Here is a 16,784-nt window from a genome sequence, read left to right on the forward strand (position 1 = left end):
GCTTGAAAATTAAGCACTAAAAAGGGAAGCATTGCTTCCCTTTTTTTATAATCTGTTTGCGCTTAGTTAATAGTTAACTTGATATCAAACTTTCAAAAAAACATTTATGGTTGCAACTTGAAATTATTCCAACCCGTTGTGCTTTTTTCAAAACAAACCCTGTCATGCAAGCGACTAGCGCGACCTTGCCAGAATTCAATAAAATTTGGTTTTATACGCCAGCCACCCCAAAACTCGGGCAATGGCACTTCTTTGCCAGCAAACTTTTTCGTGTAGTAATCTACACTTTCTGCCAACTCGCTATCGCTTTGAATTTTGCTACTTTGTCTTGAAGCCCAAGCACCAATCTGACTGCCACGATCTCGACTATGAAAATACTCTGCAGATTGTTCAGCGCTAACTTTTTCAACAACGCCTTCAATACGAATTTGACGTTGCAGTACATTCCAATGAAATAACAAGGCTATTTTGTCATTTTCGTTTAATTCTTGGCTTTTTCTACTTGCGTAATTGGTATAGAAAATAAAACCATCTTGATTAAATTCTTTAAGTAAAACCATGCGGCAGCTTGGTTGACCGTCTTGACTCACACTGCTAACTGACATCGCTTCAGGTAATAAAATACCTGATTTATTTGCTTCGTCGAACCAGAGTTTAAACAATGCAAGTGGATCAGCATTATCGTCAATAACAGGTAAGGGCAGGGCAACACCTTGGCCGAAGGTTAATAAACAGCGCAGTTTTTCAAATAATGTCATGTAGAGGCCGTATAAGTGGAAAGTTTATGAAACTAATAATAGCAGTTTTTTATTACTAACAAACAGTTAGCGTAAAGATATAACGGCTTTAAAGTTAATAATGATACTTTAAAGGAGCACAGCTAATTATTAGCTACCAGTACTGACGGTTAAAAGTCCCAGTCGTCAGCATCATCTAATAGCGCTTTTAGGCGCTTTTTTTCGAGTAACTCTTCAATACGATTTCTTACCTCTTTGTTACTAGTAGACTTTTGATCTTTAGGTAAGTCTTTATCATATTGCTCTTGTTCTGCCTCTGACGAAGAGTCGTCTGTTAAATCGTCTGTTAAATCATCGTTCATGTTTATACCTATGGCTTTTGTAGTGCTAGCTACAATTACACAAAATAGGGCCCTAAATATGCGGGTGTTAAGTAAGCACTAATTTATTAATGGCTCATCATTGCTACTATGTAAAATTATGCTAAATATTTTTAATTCGCGATATCTTAAAAATGACTAGGTTATAATCACAGTGTATATACCGCGAGTTAACTTATATCTGATCCATATTTTGAACATAGGCAACTAAAATCGGATTTTCAACTAATAATTTTTTCATTTCAACAAAAATTTACTGCTCAATTGATTAGTTGCTGATTTTATATGCGGATTTACCTGAGCCAAGCGATTTAGCTATGGCAATCGCTCTGATAGACTAAAGAGCATAGTGATAGCCAAAATATTTATGAAGGTTTACTTGAATGTTAAATGAAGATTTTTCAGCTTGGTGCTTTAAATTACAACAAGTTACTCAGCAAAAACGCTGGCGTAGTTTATTGGTTTTAGTGGGAGATAAAGCATGGACCAACCAGCATGTTGAGACGAACATTAAGGTTTTTTTATCTGAACAAACAGCTCAATTTATGCAACCCAAGCAAGGTCTTATTTATGGTGATATTGATGGTAATTGTTTACCTTCACAACTTTCTGTTGTTAACCGAAAAACCTTTAATCAATATTTAGGCACGGAACAACAACTGGTTTTCTTTCGTCTCTCAGAGCATATTCAAAAACAAGCTCAAAGCAATATAAGTGAAATCGAAACTGAACCTAAAACTGAAACAAAGAGTGCGAGTGACAATGAGTTTGATGTTGATGCCTTTGCAGCACTCTCAGGCACGATAGTTTCAGGCGGAGTGTTGGTGTTATTAATTTCTCCAAACCAACTTCAACATGCTCAGGAAAATGACTACTTTCTTCAACGCTTCATGCAGCAATTAACCCGTGAACATTGCTATGTGATCAAACAATCAGACACCTTATTGCCAGATTTAAATGCTGTGATTAAAGCGGCAGTACCCAAAACAGGCACAAGTAACGCTCAAGCCGCTGCAGAATTTGGTGGTATAAACGCTTTACCCTACGGCTGTATTACCCAAGAACAAGTTTCAGCCGTTGAGGTTATGCTAAAAGTACTCTCAGGTCATAGGAACAGGCCCTTAGTGTTAACAGCAGATAGAGGGCGGGGTAAGTCAACGGCATTAGCACTTGCGGCTTGTCAAATGTTGAAAAACGCGACCCAACCATTGAAAATATTAATTAGTGCACCTAGCAAGCAAGCACTCACGATATTTTTTCAACAAGTAGCACAACAATTACCTGAAGCTAAAGTCAACGGAGCTTCTGTTGAGCATGCGAATGGTAGTATTAATTTCTATCCGATTGATACGCTTCTTAAAGAGCAGCCGATTGCCAGTATTGTTATGGTTGATGAAGCTGCAGCTATCCCAGTATATCTTCTACAAAAGCTATTGAGCACTTACCATCGGTTGATATTTGCCAGTACTATGCATGGCTACGAAGGCGCAGGGCGAGGTTTTAGTATTAAATTTCGTCAAGTTTTAAAACGCATAATGCCTAACTGGCGAAATATGCACATTAATGAAGCGATAAGATGGGCTAGTGATGATCCTCTTGAGCAGTTTGTTTTTGATAGTTGTTTACTCAACGCCCAATTACCTAGTGTTGATAAAACGTGTCAGTTAAAAGCGAGCACTAACTTTACAGATGATACACTATTAGAAGTTACACTGATCAGTGTTGAAAACTTACTTGAAGATGAAGCGCTATTACAAGCAGTTTTTTCCGTGTTAGTAACCGCACACTATCAAACATCACCGAGTGATTTGAAACTATTATTAAATAACCGCGCTATTTCATTATTTGTACTAAAACGAGAACGCAGCGTAGTCGGTGTTGCTATGTTGATGCAAGAAGGCTTAGTTGGTGAAAATCTTGTAGATAAAGTACTTGAAAACAAAAGGCGTTTACGTGATCAGTTTTTACCTCAATCTTTATTGATGCATTGTGGTGTTAAAACAAGTTTTGATTATAGCTATCAGCGGGTTATGCGTATTGCTGTGCATCCTGAACTTCAAGGCTTAGGTTTAGGGAAGCTCTTTTTAACTGCAATTGAACAGCATAGCTTGATGAAAGACACAGACTTTATCGGCGCCAGTTTTGCCGGTAATGCGACCTTAGTTCGCTTTTGGCAACAAAGTGGTTATAGCATAGCTCGAGTAGGGTTTAACAAAGATAAAGCCAGTGGCGAACACTCTTGCTTAGTAACTAAAGCATTAACGCCTAGGGCGAGCAACTTACAGCATGTCTTTAATGAACAGTTTTATCAGCAACTTAATTTTTGGCTTACAGACGAGTTCAAGCATATGCCTGCACAGTTAGTTTGGCAGTTGCTTAATGGCAATGCTGGGATAAAAGCCTCTAGCCTTAGTGCTGAAGTTTCTCAAAGTGTTAATGACTTTACGTCAGGACAAAGGCAATTGAGTAGCTGTATTTATGCCTTGCATCAATGGTTATTAAAACACACCACAGTAGATTACGACTCAAATGTTTTGCCCCTTATCGCCCGAATACTGCAAAAAAATAGCATCGAGAGCGTTTGCGAGCAGTATGGATTTACGGGGAAAAAGTCTTTAAATCAGCATATTATTAATTATATTAATTTGAATTCTGGATAAGCAGCACTTGCTCAATGCGGCCTTTTAACCCATTTCCAAGGCATAAAATGAAGCATTTTATCTTTGCTTAAAATGGGTTAATAACTTGTTACATTTGGTATTAGTTGGCATTAGCATCAAATTTAATGGGGATAAATAATGTGCATTACTATATTTATCTAGCCTGAAGTCGCCATTGCCAATATGTTTTCATTTTATGATAACAGCAATAACAATCGGCGAGTTGCTCAAAGTCTTCATGTTCTATAATTGCATTGATGTATGTACATATAGACTGTATCGATTGTTTACTTGCAGATAAATTATAGCGCTTTATCAGCACGTTTAACCAATATTCAAGTGAGTTAATATCAACTTTTGATTGCTCAGTCATTATTTTATAGCTCCGCTTGGTTGAAGTTAGTACATGAGTTAGTGCTTAAATTAGTACTTAAATTAAGTAAAGACTGCCACATGATTTTACGTGCATTGTTATCAAGACATACACAGTCAGTACCAATTAACATACCTGAGCTGATTAATTGCGCTAATAAAGCCGTAGGTATCTCAACTTGAGCTTTGCTGGCACAACCTTCGTTTACTTGTCTATAACCCATAATAGTTCCTTTTTTAATCGCTGCTGGATAAGCTAAATAAAACAATAATAGAATAACCAATCAAATGCAAATGATAATTGTTATCATTTGTTGTGTGTTAACAGTTTTCTAGTATTAATAATTTGAATGTATCGTTAGAATAAAGCATAAGCATTATTGAGGTGTGTCATGCAGGAAGTTATTCGCGTTGAGAATTTAACTAAAAGTTATAAAGATGTTATTGCGGTAGACAATATTAACTTTGCTATCAAGAAAGGCCATTGTTTTGGTTTACTCGGGCCAAATGGCGCAGGTAAAACAACCACAATAGAGATAATGGAGGGCATTATTAAGGCGAGTAAAGGTCAAGTTTATTATTACGATAAGCCTATTGATGAATCTATGTCTCAACAAATAGGTATTCAATTTCAACATACTGCTTTGCAAGACTTCTTAACCGTCAAAGAAACCTTAAAATTATTTACTTCTTTTTATCAACATACCGTACCACATGATGAGTTGATTGAACTATGTGACCTCAGTGAGTTTTTAAATCGAGATAACCGCTTATTATCGGGTGGGCAACGACAACGTTTGCTTTTAGCATTGGCATTAATTAACGACCCTGATATTGTTTTTCTTGATGAACCTACTACAGGGCTTGATCCTCAAGCACGACGAAATTTTTGGCAATTAATTAAAAATATTAAAGCAAGAGATAAAACCGTTATATTAACCACGCATTACATGGACGAAGCGCAGCAACTTTGTGACGACGTACTTATTATGGATCATGGTCAAGTTATTGCGCGTGGAACACCTAGACAGCTGCTCAAAGAGCATTTCAACGAGGTGTTTATTTATTTACCTGCAGAGCAAATACCCAATGCACTTTGCACAAAATTTAATTGGCAAGTTCATGAACAACAAGTGGAAATTATTACAACTGATGTTGAGGCAACGATAGCCTTGTTATTAGCAGAAAATGTTTCATTGACCGGCTTACATGTAAAGTCGCCTAATTTGGATGATTTATTTTTGAAATTAACTGGCCACTCATTAAGGGATTAATCATATGAATTTTTCACGTTTCTTTGCGGTATTTAAAGCGCGAAATATTGAGTTTTTTCGAGATCGATCTTCATTAGGTTGGAACTTAATTTTCCCAGTATTAATGTTAGTGGGTTTGTCATTTGTTTTTTCAGGCGATGGACGAGCCATATATAAAGTTGGGGTTATAGATTTAGCTCAAAGTAAATCTAGCTTTCTTGAAACCAAATATATGAGTTTTATTGACTATCAAGAGGTTGCTTTAGCCACAGTTAAACTAGAGCAACATAGTATAGATTTATTGGTTGATTTTAATGCTAAAAAATATTGGGTAAATCAAGGTGCGCCAAATAGCTATTTAGTAGAGAAAATATTTTTAAGCGATAACAGCAATTACCAACGCATTGAAACACAAGGGAAGAAAATTCGCTATGTTGATTGGGTGCTGCCGGGTATTTTAGGCATGAACATGATGTTTAGCTGCTTGTTTGGTGTAGGTTACGTTATTGTACGATACCGTAAAAATGCTGTTTTAAAACGCTTGAAAGCCACGCCATTATCAGCGTTTGAATTTGTTTCGGCACAACTTTTTTCACGCTTATTTATTGTGATATTTTTATCTTCTGTGGTCTATATTGGTTGTAATTTGTTTTTTGATTTTTACATGCTTGGTAGTTATTTTGATTTATTAATTGTCGCTATATTAGGTGCATTTAGCTTAATTACTTTAGGTTTACTGGTTGCTAGTCGAAGTAAAAGTGAAGAATTAATTGGTGGGTTATTAAATTTAAGCTCATGGCCAATGATGTTGTTATCGGGCGTTTGGTTTAGCTTAGAAGGCGCTCCTAATGCAGTGAAGGTATTTGCTGAATTTTTACCATTAACACATTTAGTGGCTGGTGCACGTAAGATTATTACTGAGGGAGCAACATTGGCTGATATTAGCTATCACGTATCAATTTTAATGTTGATGAGTACAGTATTTTTAGCTTTAGGCGCATATTTCTTTAGTTGGAATACAGATCGTTAAACTGAAATATTACAAAGCCTTTATAGACAAGGTTGATAAGTAGATATTTTTAGCTGACTAATTTGTCTTATTTATGTATAAGTATATAAGTGAATATCTGGCTATCCCTTAGTGATTTAAATTTTAGATGTTTTTGTTAAAGCTTTGAATATATAAAGCTATTTATTTTCTAAGGTCTACACTTAGATATTAGATATTAGATATTAGATATTAGATATTAGATATTAGATATTAGATATTAGATATTAGATATTAGATATTAGATATTAGATATTAGATATTAGATATTGATCAAGAGCGAGGCGTTTAACTGATTACAGGAAAAACTGACCTGGTCAACTAAATTCAGACACCCCAGTTAAGTTCGTTAAGCTACCTTTTTCAATTCTCTTTCTTTGTATTCAAATACATTTGGACTTTGGTAGCCCAGAAATGAGTGCAATCGTTTGCTGTTGTACCACATCGTTATGTAGTTCATCACATCTTGTTGAGCGTCATAACGGGTTTGATAGTTACGCCAATGCACGCGCTCTTGTTTTAAGCTACCAAAAAAGCTCTCCGCTACCGCATTATCCCAGCAACAACCTTTCTTACTCATACTGCCCACAAAGCCATGTAATCTGAGTATTCGTCTATATTGATGACTCGCATATTGAACGCCTTGATCTGAATGTACTATCAATCCAGCTTTAGGCTTTCGTTGCCACATAGCCATCGTGAGCGCATCGCAAACAAGTTGAGCTTTCATCCGTGTGCCCATGCTCTAACCGACGACTTTACGTGAGTATAGGTCGATTACTATCGCCAAATATAGCCAGCCTTCTGAAGTCCAGATGTAGGTTATATCTTGTACCCACGCTTGATCAGGTTGCACAACATCAAAGTGTTGTTCAAGTTCGTTTGGGTAAACGGGTTTATTGTGTTCGCTATTGGTTGTTGCTTTATATTTTTTCTTATAACGTACCCAAACGTTTGCTTCTTTCATTAACTGCGCTGTTTTTCTGCGGCTAACAGGGAAACTGAGTGCATTTAAGGATTTTTGAATACGTCTTGCGCCATAAGTATTGTCGCTAAACTTAGCGATGTCTTTCACCCATTCCAACATCTCTTGATGTGCTGTATCAATGGGCTTTTGAGCCTTTCTTTTTTGATAACTATAATAGTTATTGCTCCTTACAGCCAATACGCGACACATCAGTATCACGGGCCAGATCTTCTTATGTTGGGCAACAAACGAATATTTTACTTCGTTTCCTTTGCAAAGAAGACCGTCGCTTTTTTTAATATTTCACGCTCCATTTCTAGGCGCTTGACTTGGGCTTTAAGTTTACGGATTTCATCTTGCTCTGGCGTAAGCTTACCGTTACCTCTAAAAGCATGACCATCATCATTTTCAGCTTCTTTGATCCATCGACCAAGCACTTGCGCACTGACGTCTAGATTTCTAGCAGCTTCAGCTACAGGATAGTTTTGATCCCTAACGAGGGCGATTGCATCTAGCTTGAATTCTTTTGAATAAGTTTTACGGTTTTTCATTTGTATCTCCAGTTAAGTCAATTATGTCTTAACTGGGGTAGTCGAATCAATTAGACCACGTCATAGTAAAGTGTTCAGAGTGTGGTTCTGCTATGCATTTTCAAAAAAACTCGCACTGGAAACAAGCATATTTAATTTGTACTGTCGCACGTAGAAATAAAGCTTGTAGCAATACAACTATTCGATATGATTATTTTGAAAATATATTTTTCAAATTATTTACTGAATTTAATTTTTCTTCTTTATTCAGTGCAAAAAGTTCAACCATCAGAATTCAAAGTATTGATAATCAAATACAGCCTTTACTCCCTGCGATCAATGAAATTTCTCGTAAAATAACAGCTCAATCAAGTCTATTAAATATGCTTGGAGAAGAAAGTATTGTTGAAATATCCACTGCTATTAGCTCATTGAATAATGAGAAGAAAAAATTAAGCCTTAAATTAAATGAGCTTAAATTCAAAAAAGAAAATCAACAAACAGAAAGTAACCTTCAAGAAGCATTTAACCTTTATAAACACATAAGAAAAAATGAAGATTACGAGAAAAGATATAAAATTCATCAAACTTTAGCCAGATTATTATCTGTAGTTGTTGCTGATGGTAAAACTAATCAATGTTATGCCGTTTTAAACATGCCTGAGTTCAAAGAGGTAATGCTTAGCAGTTTTAAAATCATTAATAATCAAGTGGTATTTGAACACCACCCTGACGATTTTGATGGTCATTTTGCCCTTTTAATTTCATCAGATCGTGCAACTAATACAACCGTTAATAAATCTGAAAAGTTACCTGTTAACAAAATAAGAGATTTTCTGGCATTAGAACATCATGATAAATTAAAAATTAATGAATCAATAAAAATAATTAATAAAAAAATAATAGGTGATGAAATTAATTTACTGCCATCAGCAAGCTTTGGGGAATATTTAGCACAACTTGCAAATGAAGAGGTTTATAAGCTTTACAAAGGAGAACCATCTTACATATCTATTGAAGGAGAATTAGACGTAGGTTTACTATTTAATAGAAAGGATATATTTGTATTTCCTAAATTATTTAAAATCCCACCATTACCAACTAAAGATGAATTACATGATAGTTGGGGTTGTAAATCACCAGAATTTGCATGGCTTATTGATAATGACTATTGGTTTAAATATGCTGATTTTGTTAATGATGGTAATCAGAAAGAAACAGATAAATTAATAGCTTTGGCATTATCAAACATTTAAAAATGTAAATTAATCGTGTTATAAACTATGAACATAAACAATTTTTAAATTGTTTATGTTCATGAATGAAAGAAGTTCATTTTTTATCTTCATTTGTTACTTATAACGGGCAGTTTTAAGTTTCATAGTTGTTGTAAATAATTTGTCTAAATGGTTATTAAAACAATTATTGAGCCTATCAAGCTTTGGGGCTACATAGCTCTATAGTAATTATCATTACTTTGTAGTTAGCTTGAACAATTAGTATAAAATTTCTAATGCAAATATATATAAACGGAAAAGTACTTTCTTATGTTTGTACTTTTCCGTATGAATTCAAGAAAAAATATAATGTCTGCTTGAATTAAGGAACTTCTTTATCTTCCTGTGGTGTATCTGTTATTACTACACGGCAAATATTACAAAAACCGTTCCATCCCCAAGAACCTGAACCCCCTATTCCGAAGAAGCTGGCACCACCTAGTGCATCAATATATGAATTCCCATACGGAAACCTGATGAACAAGTCTTTAAAGTCTTGCATAGTAAAATCATTTGACGTTTCCTTGCCTGCCTCTGCGAATTTAATACTGCTATATCTACTTAAATATTTAAACCGCTTTATTATTCCATCTTTAAATTTGACATGGTAATACTTGCCAACTCGCATCCGTAAATGCAAGCCCGCACGTTGCATATTGGAGGAGTTGATTACGTCAATATCACTATATGGTTGATCTACGTAAAACGGGGGGGGGGTAGCATTTGCAATTGATACGATACTTATATTAATAAAAAAAAACAATATTAACAATAAACCTTTATTTTTCATCACGAAATCCCTATTATGTATGTTAATGAATGATTAACAGGAGTGTGTTGCATGAATGTTAGGAAAGTGTCAATAGTGTCAATAGTGTCAATAGTGTCAATAGTCTTATATTTTCAAACAAAAAATAGTGTGAATGAGGCTACTATAAAAGTTAATGGAAACCAGCCTCTTATCGTTAAAAAAATTCAAACTGCACCTTCTCAAGACAAATTAAAAAATAGTAATATAGCTTTAACACCTGACGATGAGCATTCGTGGCGTGACATCGGCAACAGTACAGTAAACCCCTTTGTACTAGAAGCATCTACATTAGGTTTGGCAAGTATTTATCCGATATCACCATTAGAACTTTACCAAAATAACATTGAAAAGGCAGAGCTTGGAGATCCAAAATCTCAGTACCTTGTAGCTCGAGCGATAAGAGAATGTAAAGGATTAGCCAATGAGAGTAAGGTGCAAGAACTAACGAATGAAAATTTAGTTGGTGAAGATGTTTTACTGGTAATTAAGGCTCACGCATCTTATTGTAAAGATTTTGTTGAAGCTTTTCCTACAATTGAATTGGACGATTGGAATTCTCATTATGAATGGCTAGTTAAGGCCAAAGAAAATAACAACCATGATGCAATGGCATGGTATATGGATTTGCATCCAGATCAATTTAGCCAAGAGCAAGCACTTGATATATTAAGCAATGCCTTTGATAGTAGAAAATCAGATGATTTTTTGGTATACACAAATGCATTGACATATATTTCAAATTTTGTGCCTGATAGTAGCACTGTGAGAGATTCTTGGGAATTAGCTATTTGTGAAGTAAGAAATATGTGCGATGAATCCACGATGAAAGCTTACATCACTTATCATAATGATGTGCTTACAGCTGATGAAATTGCGGAAAAGTCTAAAGAAGTTGTTGAAGCCATGTTAGCTAAAGACACTGTAATGTTAAAAAAATTACTCGAAGGGGCTTATTAAATCTGTCATTTTGATATATGGACAGATGTTATTATATCTACTGTTTTACAATTTTATTGGCAGAGAAATCGACTCAGAAGTAATGTTATAATTCATCTGAAACTTTACAGAATCAATAGCCACTACGGTAGATTTTAAAACCATCTATTAGATTAAGACCTAGAAGCTCAATGTATCGCTTGAGCTTCTACATATAATATTAAGTAATACTATCGCCTTTTATGTTTATGCCCCTTTGTATCTTTACCTTTATCAATGCTTACAACTATTTCCTGAATTGCTAAGTTCTTTAAAATTAACTTTTTTGACTCGGTATGGTCTATTTCCCATAAAATAAATTGCTGTTTATTGTATCTATGATTAAAACAGAACCTCAGAGCGGTAGAAAATAAAAATCCCGCCAAAAGGTAATGCGATAATCTCAATTTATAAAGCGTTTCTGGTTTGAACCCTCGAAGATATAATCGTCTAGTTTTCTTGTTTTTTCGTGGCGATAAAATATATGCTGAAATAATATCAGAAATACTTAATGTACCAGATTGACTATCTATATAAGATTCAAGCTCAGGATATTTTTTTAATAAATACAGTACTTCTTCTGTTAACCAACTCTCAGCATTTTTTAGGTTATTATCCTTTGCCAATTCAGTGACTAAATTTTGGGCTGATTTCCAACTTGCCATTAATTCAACTCCCTTCTCGAATTTAGCTTTGCTTTGTTAACAGTGGCTTTTTTCGAGTAATTTAACTTATACTCAGGTTCAAGTTCAGGAATTTCAATACGGGAAATATGATTAATAAATAAATTATTTTTTTGATAATAATCTGAATTATACCTCTTACTTCTTTTAGTTTGTGGCTGATAATCGCTCGGTGATATTTTCAAACTATTTAATACCGCGTAGTTAAATGTCTTTTTAAGTGCAGTAATTATGCTTTTCTTTTGAAGTTCAGTTTTAACATTTCCACTAATTATTTTTGATACTACAAGATTTAAATGTGGATTTTTTTCATCATTAATATTAACAAAAATATGCTTGGTAATTTCTTCTTTTGATGTGTTGGTGAAAAACATCAATGTATTAATAAGCTCTTTAGTTATATAAGACCATTCAGCCTTAGTAGGGTTTATCCCTAACCTTTCTGGGAGGGTGAACACTGACGTGGTCTAATTGATTCGACTACCCCAGTTAAGACATAATTGACTTAACTGGAGATACAAATGAAAAACCGTAAAACTTATTCAAAAGAATTCAAACTAGATGCAATCGCCCTCGTTAGAGAGCAACACTATCCTGTAGCAGAAGCCGCTAGAAATCTAGACGTCAGTGCGCAAGTGCTTGGCAGATGGATCAAAGAAGCTGAAAATGATGATGGCCATGCTTTTAGAGGGAACGGTAAACTTACGCCAGAGCAAGATGAAATTCGTAAACTTAAAGCCCAAGTCAAGCGTCTAGAAATGGAGCGTGAGATATTAAAAAAAACGACGGTCTTCTTTGCAAAGGAAACGAAGTAAAATATTCGTTTGTTGCCCAACATAAGAAGATCTGGCCCGTGATACTAATGTGTCGCGTATTGGGTGTAAGAAGTAACAACTATTATAGTTATCAAAAAAGAAAGGATCAAAAGCCCATTGATACAATGCATCAAGAGATGTTGGATTGGGTGAAAGACATCGCTAAGTTTAGTGACAATACTTATGGCGCAAGACGCATTCAAAAATCCTTAAATGCACTCAGTTTCCCTGTTAGCCGCAGAAAAACAGCGCAGTTAATGAAAGAAGCAAACGTTTGGGTACGTTATAAGAAAAAATATAAGGCAACGACAAATAGCGAACACAACAAGCCTATTTACGCGAACGAACTTGAGCAACACTTTGATGTTCAACAACCGGATCAAGCGTGGGTGCAAGATATTACCTACATCTGGACTTCAGAAGGTTGGCTATATTTGGCAATAGTAATCGACCTATACTCGCGTAAAGTTGTTGGTTGGAGCATGGGCACACGGATGAAAGCTCAACTTGTTTGTGATGCGCTCACGATGGCGATGTGGCAACGAAAGCCTAAAGCTGGATTGATAGTACATTCAGATCAAGGCGTTCAATATGCGAGTCATCAATATAGGCGAATACTCAGGTTACATGGCTTTGTGGGCAGCATGAGTAAGAAGGGTTGCTGCTGGGATAATGCGGTAGCAGAGAGCTTCTTTGGTAGCTTAAAACAAGAGCGCGTGCATTGGCGTAACTATCAAACCCGTTATGACGCTCAACAAGATGTGATGAACTACATAACGATGTGGTACAACAGCAACCGATTGCACTCATATCTGGGCTACCAAAGTCCAAATGCGTATGAAGGCAAAGAAAGAGAATTGAAAAAGGTAGCTTAACGAACTTAACTGGGGTGTCTGAATTTAGTTGACCAGGTCATCCACCACCTAGCCATTTTTGGGGGTACTCTACTTAGAATGAGTAGAAATATAAATCTTATGATTCAATAAAATGACTATTCATATTAATGATTGTCGCTTCTGATATTTTTTGAGACTTTTTAGTTTCATAATCAAAATGCACCATTACAGCAGTACCAGAGGCACACTTATTACCTTCCTGCCAAGCTTCTTGATATACGTCAAATGAACTATTACCAATACGGCTAATATAAGCTCTTAATTCAACATCAGCCCCATATTGCAATTCAGCATGAAATTCGACTGTCGTTTAAGCTAAAATCAATTTCCAAGCATTTAAATTTAGATCTGGCGTAAACCATTTAAAAATAGGATCTCTAGCACCTTCAAACCACTGTGCAACAACAGTATTATTAATGTGACCTAATCCATCAGTTTCGCAAAACCTTGGTCTAACAGTTTCATTAATCATTATTTTTTCCTAAATTATTTTTATTATTATATTTTTAATATAAATAACAATCAATTATCTTTTTTTGTTAAATGTTGCACATAGTGTTGCTCATATGTCCCTTTGTTTTTCTTTTACGCTTACCTATTGCTGATAACAATATGAAAGTAATATCGACCGTGAAGTTAATAAAGAGTGAACAGGTAAGCGAGGCGGAGCATTAATGCCTGTTGTCCTCATCCTGTGCGGTCAGTGTTATAAAGTAAAAGCTAGCAGATCATGCTAAAGCCTTACCAACCAATATTGCAAGGTGTGAAGGTAACGTTAAACCTAATGCTATTTCTTGCCCTCGCGTTGACATTTTTCCCCACGTTAATTGTAATATCCGGATGATTTTTTCGTCATTGTGCTTGGCGGCAAAGGCGTCAAAGTAATATTGCAAAAATACTAAACAGGCTACGTCTTCCAGGGTTTGGCTTTCAGTATTTGACTTTAAGTTTTCTTTTCTAATAATTGCCGCGGTTTTACTCGCTTCATCTTCACTGTAACCAAAATCTAGCATCAAAGCCTTAGCTGTTTCCGCGTGAAAAATTCCAAGTTCCTTACGCCATGTAAAATAGCCTTTTTTACCTTCAGAAAATTCAGTACGCTTTAAGTGCCATCGTTTTACATGTTGTGCACGAACAGCAATTTGTAAACATTCACTAGCGTCTGGCCAATAATTATCGAGACAAGCTGACATATATTGGCCGTATAATAATTCTTTTGGATGGCTAATGCCGTCGACAATAGTGAGGTTGATATCTGCTGAGTTAATTGCGTCGATGGCGTGTAGTACTTTTTGTAATTGGCTCATAGTCATTTGTTTTTATTTATTGAAAAGTAAAACAATAGTTTAGCTCTATTTTCATTAACAATACCAATTGAAAAAACAAAAAAGTAGCTTAGCGGGCTTAAATGTTAAATAACAGTATGACTTTTAACCATATATGTTCACTATTGCATAATAAAAAATGACGAAATTTTAGTCATTTGGACGAGGTTTATCAATCCAGTGCTAATTATGCAAAAATACTTTAAGGTCAATATATAAAGTGTTAATAAAAATTTGTGCAACTAGATGCATTGATCTTATTGTTGTGCGCACGGCTTTTCAGTATAATACTTTCCCGTCCTACTAAATTCATTTGTTTACCAAATAACAAATCAATTTAGTGCAAAATTTCTGTTTTTCCTGACTCTGGGTATCGCATGACAACTAGATATATTTTTGTTACTGGCGGCGTTGTATCGTCTCTTGGTAAAGGTATTGCTGCAGCATCACTAGCAGCAATTCTCGAAGCACGTGGTTTAAAAGTTACCATGCTTAAACTTGACCCTTATATTAATGTTGACCCAGGCACAATGAGCCCAATTCAACATGGTGAAGTATTTGTTACTGAAGATGGTGCAGAGACAGATCTCGATTTAGGTCATTATGAACGCTTTATTCGTACCAAAATGACTAAGCTTAATAACTTTACCACGGGCCGAATCTACCAAGATATTTTGGCACGCGAACGTAAAGGTGAGTTTTTAGGTGCAACTATTCAAGTTATTCCTCATATTACTAACGACATAAAACGTCGCGTTATTGAGGGAGCTGAAGGTTACGATATCGCTATGGTAGAAATTGGTGGTACGGTAGGTGATATTGAATCACAACCTTTCTTAGAAGCTATTCGCCAGTTAGGTGTTGAGCTTGGCCGTGAACGCGCAATGTTCATGCACTTAACTTTAGTACCTTTTATTGCTGCCGCAGGTGAAATTAAAACCAAGCCAACACAGCATTCTGTTAAAGAGCTACGTTCTATTGGTATTTTCCCGGATATTTTAGTTTGTCGAAGTGAACGTGCTATTCCTGCTAACGAGCGCGCTAAAATTTCATTATTTACTAACGTCGAAGCAAAAGCTGTTGTTTCAATGCGCGATGTTGACTCTATATATAAAGTGCCTGCGTTACTTAAATCACAAGGTACTGATGAATTAGTTGTTAAACGCTTTGGCTTAGATGTGCCAGAAGCTGACCTAACTGATTGGGAACAAGTGCTTTACAAAGAAGCTAACCCGTCAGGTGAAGTTGTTATTGGTATGGTAGGTAAATACACCGAATTACCTGATGCCTATAAATCAGTAAATGAAGCGTTAAAACATGCCGGTATTACTAACCAAGTTAAAGTTAGAATTCAATACATTGATTCACAAGATGTAGAGTCTAAAGGTGTAGAAGTTTTTAAAGACTTAGATGCTATTTTAGTACCAGGTGGTTTTGGCGAGCGTGGTGTTGAAGGTAAAATTTTAACCGCTCAATATGCACGTGAAAATAAAGTACCTTACTTAGGTATTTGTTTAGGTATGCAAGTAGCGTTGATTGAATATGCCCGTAACGTTGCTGGCTTAACTGATGCGCACAGTACTGAGTTTAATCCAGAAACATCGTCTCCAGTCGTTGGTTTAATCAACGAATGGTTAGATGAAGAAGGCAAAGTAGAATACCGCAATGCAGATTCTGATTTAGGTGGAACTATGCGTTTAGGTTCACAGTTGTGCCACATAGTGAAAGGTACCAAGACCTACGACGTATATGGTAGTGAAACAATTTATGAGAGACACCGCCATCGTTTTGAGGTAAACAATAACTACCGTGAACAATTAAGCCAAGCTGGTTTAGTGTTTTCGGGATTATCTACAGATAAAACGTTAGTTGAGGTGATAGAAAATCCAAATCACCCTTGGTTTATTGCTGGGCAGTTTCATCCTGAGTTTAATTCAACTCCTCGCGATGGTCACCCACTTTTTGCTGGCTTTGTGGCTGCCGCTTTTGAACACCAAAAGCAGCAATCAAGCTAAACCTAACTTATGAAAACCGTAGCTAATTGCTGCGGTTTTT

15 protein-coding genes and 2 pseudogenes are annotated in these 16,784 nt (G+C 35.7%); 7 read left to right on the forward strand and 10 right to left on the reverse strand.

Going from position 1 to position 16,784, the window contains the following annotated elements; genetic code table 11:
* Positions 1 to 104: 104 nt before the first annotated feature.
* Positions 105 to 758 (reverse strand): pyridoxamine 5'-phosphate oxidase, encoded by a 654-nt coding sequence (gene pdxH, locus B6A32_RS11720; protein ID WP_085304229.1) that lies wholly within the window; start codon positions 756 to 758, stop codon positions 105 to 107.
* A gap of 149 nt (positions 759 to 907) precedes the next feature.
* Positions 908 to 1,099 carry a PA3496 family putative envelope integrity protein gene (locus B6A32_RS11725; protein ID WP_085304231.1) on the reverse strand — a complete coding sequence of 64 codons (192 nt, stop codon included), beginning with the start codon at positions 1,097 to 1,099 and terminating at the stop codon, positions 908 to 910.
* Positions 1,100 to 1,500: 401 nt separating this feature from the next.
* Between B6A32_RS11725 and B6A32_RS11730 the strand changes: the two genes are divergently transcribed.
* Complete coding sequence (locus B6A32_RS11730; protein WP_085304233.1) at positions 1,501 to 3,777, forward strand: GNAT family N-acetyltransferase; 2,277 nt, start codon at positions 1,501 to 1,503, stop codon at positions 3,775 to 3,777.
* 154 nt (positions 3,778 to 3,931) lie between these two features.
* On the opposite strand, the gene B6A32_RS11735 is transcribed toward B6A32_RS11730, so the two are convergent.
* Positions 3,932 to 4,150, reverse strand: coding sequence for a hypothetical protein (locus B6A32_RS11735; RefSeq protein WP_085304235.1), 219 nt, complete (start codon positions 4,148 to 4,150; stop codon positions 3,932 to 3,934).
* A 4-nt stretch (positions 4,151 to 4,154) separates the two neighbouring features.
* Complete coding sequence (locus tag B6A32_RS11740; protein ID WP_143327904.1) at positions 4,155 to 4,373, reverse strand: hypothetical protein; 219 nt, start codon at positions 4,371 to 4,373, stop codon at positions 4,155 to 4,157.
* Positions 4,374 to 4,541: 168 nt separating this feature from the next.
* Between B6A32_RS11740 and B6A32_RS11745 the strand changes: the two genes are divergently transcribed.
* Both B6A32_RS11745 and B6A32_RS11750 read left to right on the forward strand, forming a co-directional pair.
* Entirely contained in the window at positions 4,542 to 5,423 is an 882-nt protein-coding gene (locus B6A32_RS11745) for an ABC transporter ATP-binding protein (protein ID WP_085304239.1), read from the forward strand.
* 4 nt (positions 5,424 to 5,427) lie between these two features.
* Positions 5,428 to 6,432 carry an ABC transporter permease gene (locus tag B6A32_RS11750; RefSeq protein WP_085304241.1) on the forward strand — a complete coding sequence of 335 codons (1,005 nt, stop codon included), beginning with the start codon at positions 5,428 to 5,430 and terminating at the stop codon, positions 6,430 to 6,432.
* A 367-nt stretch (positions 6,433 to 6,799) separates the two neighbouring features.
* Here B6A32_RS11750 and B6A32_RS11755 read toward each other — a convergent pair.
* Positions 6,800 to 7,968, reverse strand: a pseudogene (locus B6A32_RS11755) (IS3 family transposase).
* Between the two features lie 62 nt (positions 7,969 to 8,030).
* Here B6A32_RS11755 and B6A32_RS11760 point away from each other — a divergent pair.
* Positions 8,031 to 9,203, forward strand: a complete 1,173-nt coding sequence (locus B6A32_RS11760; RefSeq protein WP_269844043.1) for a zinc ribbon domain-containing protein — start codon at positions 8,031 to 8,033, stop codon at positions 9,201 to 9,203.
* Between the two features lie 343 nt (positions 9,204 to 9,546).
* Here B6A32_RS11760 and B6A32_RS11765 read toward each other — a convergent pair whose 3' ends face one another.
* Positions 9,547 to 10,014, reverse strand: coding sequence for a hypothetical protein (locus B6A32_RS11765; protein WP_085304245.1), 468 nt, complete (start codon positions 10,012 to 10,014; stop codon positions 9,547 to 9,549).
* A gap of 93 nt (positions 10,015 to 10,107) precedes the next feature.
* On the opposite strand from B6A32_RS11765, the gene B6A32_RS11770 reads away from it, so the two are divergent.
* Positions 10,108 to 10,992, forward strand: coding sequence for a hypothetical protein (locus B6A32_RS11770; protein WP_143327905.1), 885 nt, complete (start codon positions 10,108 to 10,110; stop codon positions 10,990 to 10,992).
* 209 nt (positions 10,993 to 11,201) lie between these two features.
* Here the strand turns inward: B6A32_RS11770 and B6A32_RS11775 are convergent, their stop codons facing one another.
* Both B6A32_RS11775 and B6A32_RS11780 read right to left on the reverse strand, forming a co-directional pair.
* On the reverse strand, positions 11,202 to 11,675 hold the full coding sequence (locus B6A32_RS11775; protein ID WP_085304250.1) for a hypothetical protein: 474 nt from the start codon (positions 11,673 to 11,675) through the stop codon (positions 11,202 to 11,204).
* Complete coding sequence (locus B6A32_RS11780) at positions 11,675 to 12,151, reverse strand: hypothetical protein (protein ID WP_085304252.1); 477 nt, start codon at positions 12,149 to 12,151, stop codon at positions 11,675 to 11,677. The genes B6A32_RS11775 and B6A32_RS11780 overlap by 1 nt, the downstream gene beginning before the upstream one ends.
* 63 nt (positions 12,152 to 12,214) lie before the next feature.
* Between B6A32_RS11780 and B6A32_RS11785 the strand changes: the two genes are divergently transcribed.
* Positions 12,215 to 13,383 (forward strand): IS3 family transposase gene (locus tag B6A32_RS11785; RefSeq protein WP_101685955.1). Its coding sequence is split into 2 segments (ribosomal slippage): positions 12,215 to 12,464 and positions 12,464 to 13,383, totalling 1,170 coding nucleotides; the frame shifts between segments, so codons are not numbered across the junction.
* A 97-nt stretch (positions 13,384 to 13,480) separates the two neighbouring features.
* Here B6A32_RS11785 and B6A32_RS19630 read toward each other — a convergent pair.
* Positions 13,481 to 13,876: pseudogene (locus B6A32_RS19630) on the reverse strand (acyl-CoA thioesterase).
* A 256-nt stretch (positions 13,877 to 14,132) separates the two neighbouring features.
* Positions 14,133 to 14,711 (reverse strand): DUF4202 domain-containing protein, encoded by a 579-nt coding sequence (locus B6A32_RS11795; RefSeq protein WP_233131400.1) that lies wholly within the window; start codon positions 14,709 to 14,711, stop codon positions 14,133 to 14,135.
* A 395-nt stretch (positions 14,712 to 15,106) separates the two neighbouring features.
* Between B6A32_RS11795 and B6A32_RS11800 the strand changes: the two genes are divergently transcribed.
* The gene (locus tag B6A32_RS11800; RefSeq protein ID WP_085304257.1) at positions 15,107 to 16,744 is read left to right on the forward strand and encodes a CTP synthase; all 1,638 of its coding nucleotides are present in this window, start codon (positions 15,107 to 15,109) and stop codon (positions 16,742 to 16,744) included.
* Positions 16,745 to 16,784 lie beyond the last annotated feature (40 nt).

Source organism: Colwellia polaris, assembly GCF_002104515.1.
Lineage (GTDB): Bacteria > Pseudomonadota > Gammaproteobacteria > Enterobacterales > Alteromonadaceae > Cognaticolwellia > Cognaticolwellia polaris.

Bases quoted from the DNA above. Each gene is read 5' to 3' on its own strand.
- pdxH (WP_085304229.1), bottom strand. From the start codon at position 758: ATGACATTATTTGAAAAACTGCGCTGTTTATTAACCTTCGGCCAAGGT.
- B6A32_RS11725 (WP_085304231.1), bottom strand. From the start codon at position 1,099: ATGAACGATGATTTAACAGACGATTTAACAGACGACTCTTCGTCAGAG.
- B6A32_RS11730 (WP_085304233.1), top strand. From the start codon at position 1,501: ATGTTAAATGAAGATTTTTCAGCTTGGTGCTTTAAATTACAACAAGTT.
- B6A32_RS11735 (WP_085304235.1), bottom strand. From the start codon at position 4,150: ATGACTGAGCAATCAAAAGTTGATATTAACTCACTTGAATATTGGTTA.
- B6A32_RS11740 (WP_143327904.1), bottom strand. From the start codon at position 4,373: ATGGGTTATAGACAAGTAAACGAAGGTTGTGCCAGCAAAGCTCAAGTT.
- B6A32_RS11745 (WP_085304239.1), top strand. From the start codon at position 4,542: ATGCAGGAAGTTATTCGCGTTGAGAATTTAACTAAAAGTTATAAAGAT.
- B6A32_RS11750 (WP_085304241.1), top strand. From the start codon at position 5,428: ATGAATTTTTCACGTTTCTTTGCGGTATTTAAAGCGCGAAATATTGAG.
- B6A32_RS11765 (WP_085304245.1), bottom strand. From the start codon at position 10,014: ATGAAAAATAAAGGTTTATTGTTAATATTGTTTTTTTTTATTAATATA.
- B6A32_RS11775 (WP_085304250.1), bottom strand. From the start codon at position 11,675: ATGGCAAGTTGGAAATCAGCCCAAAATTTAGTCACTGAATTGGCAAAG.
- B6A32_RS11795 (WP_233131400.1), bottom strand. From the start codon at position 14,711: ATGAGCCAATTACAAAAAGTACTACACGCCATCGACGCAATTAACTCA.
- B6A32_RS11800 (WP_085304257.1), top strand. From the start codon at position 15,107: ATGACAACTAGATATATTTTTGTTACTGGCGGCGTTGTATCGTCTCTT.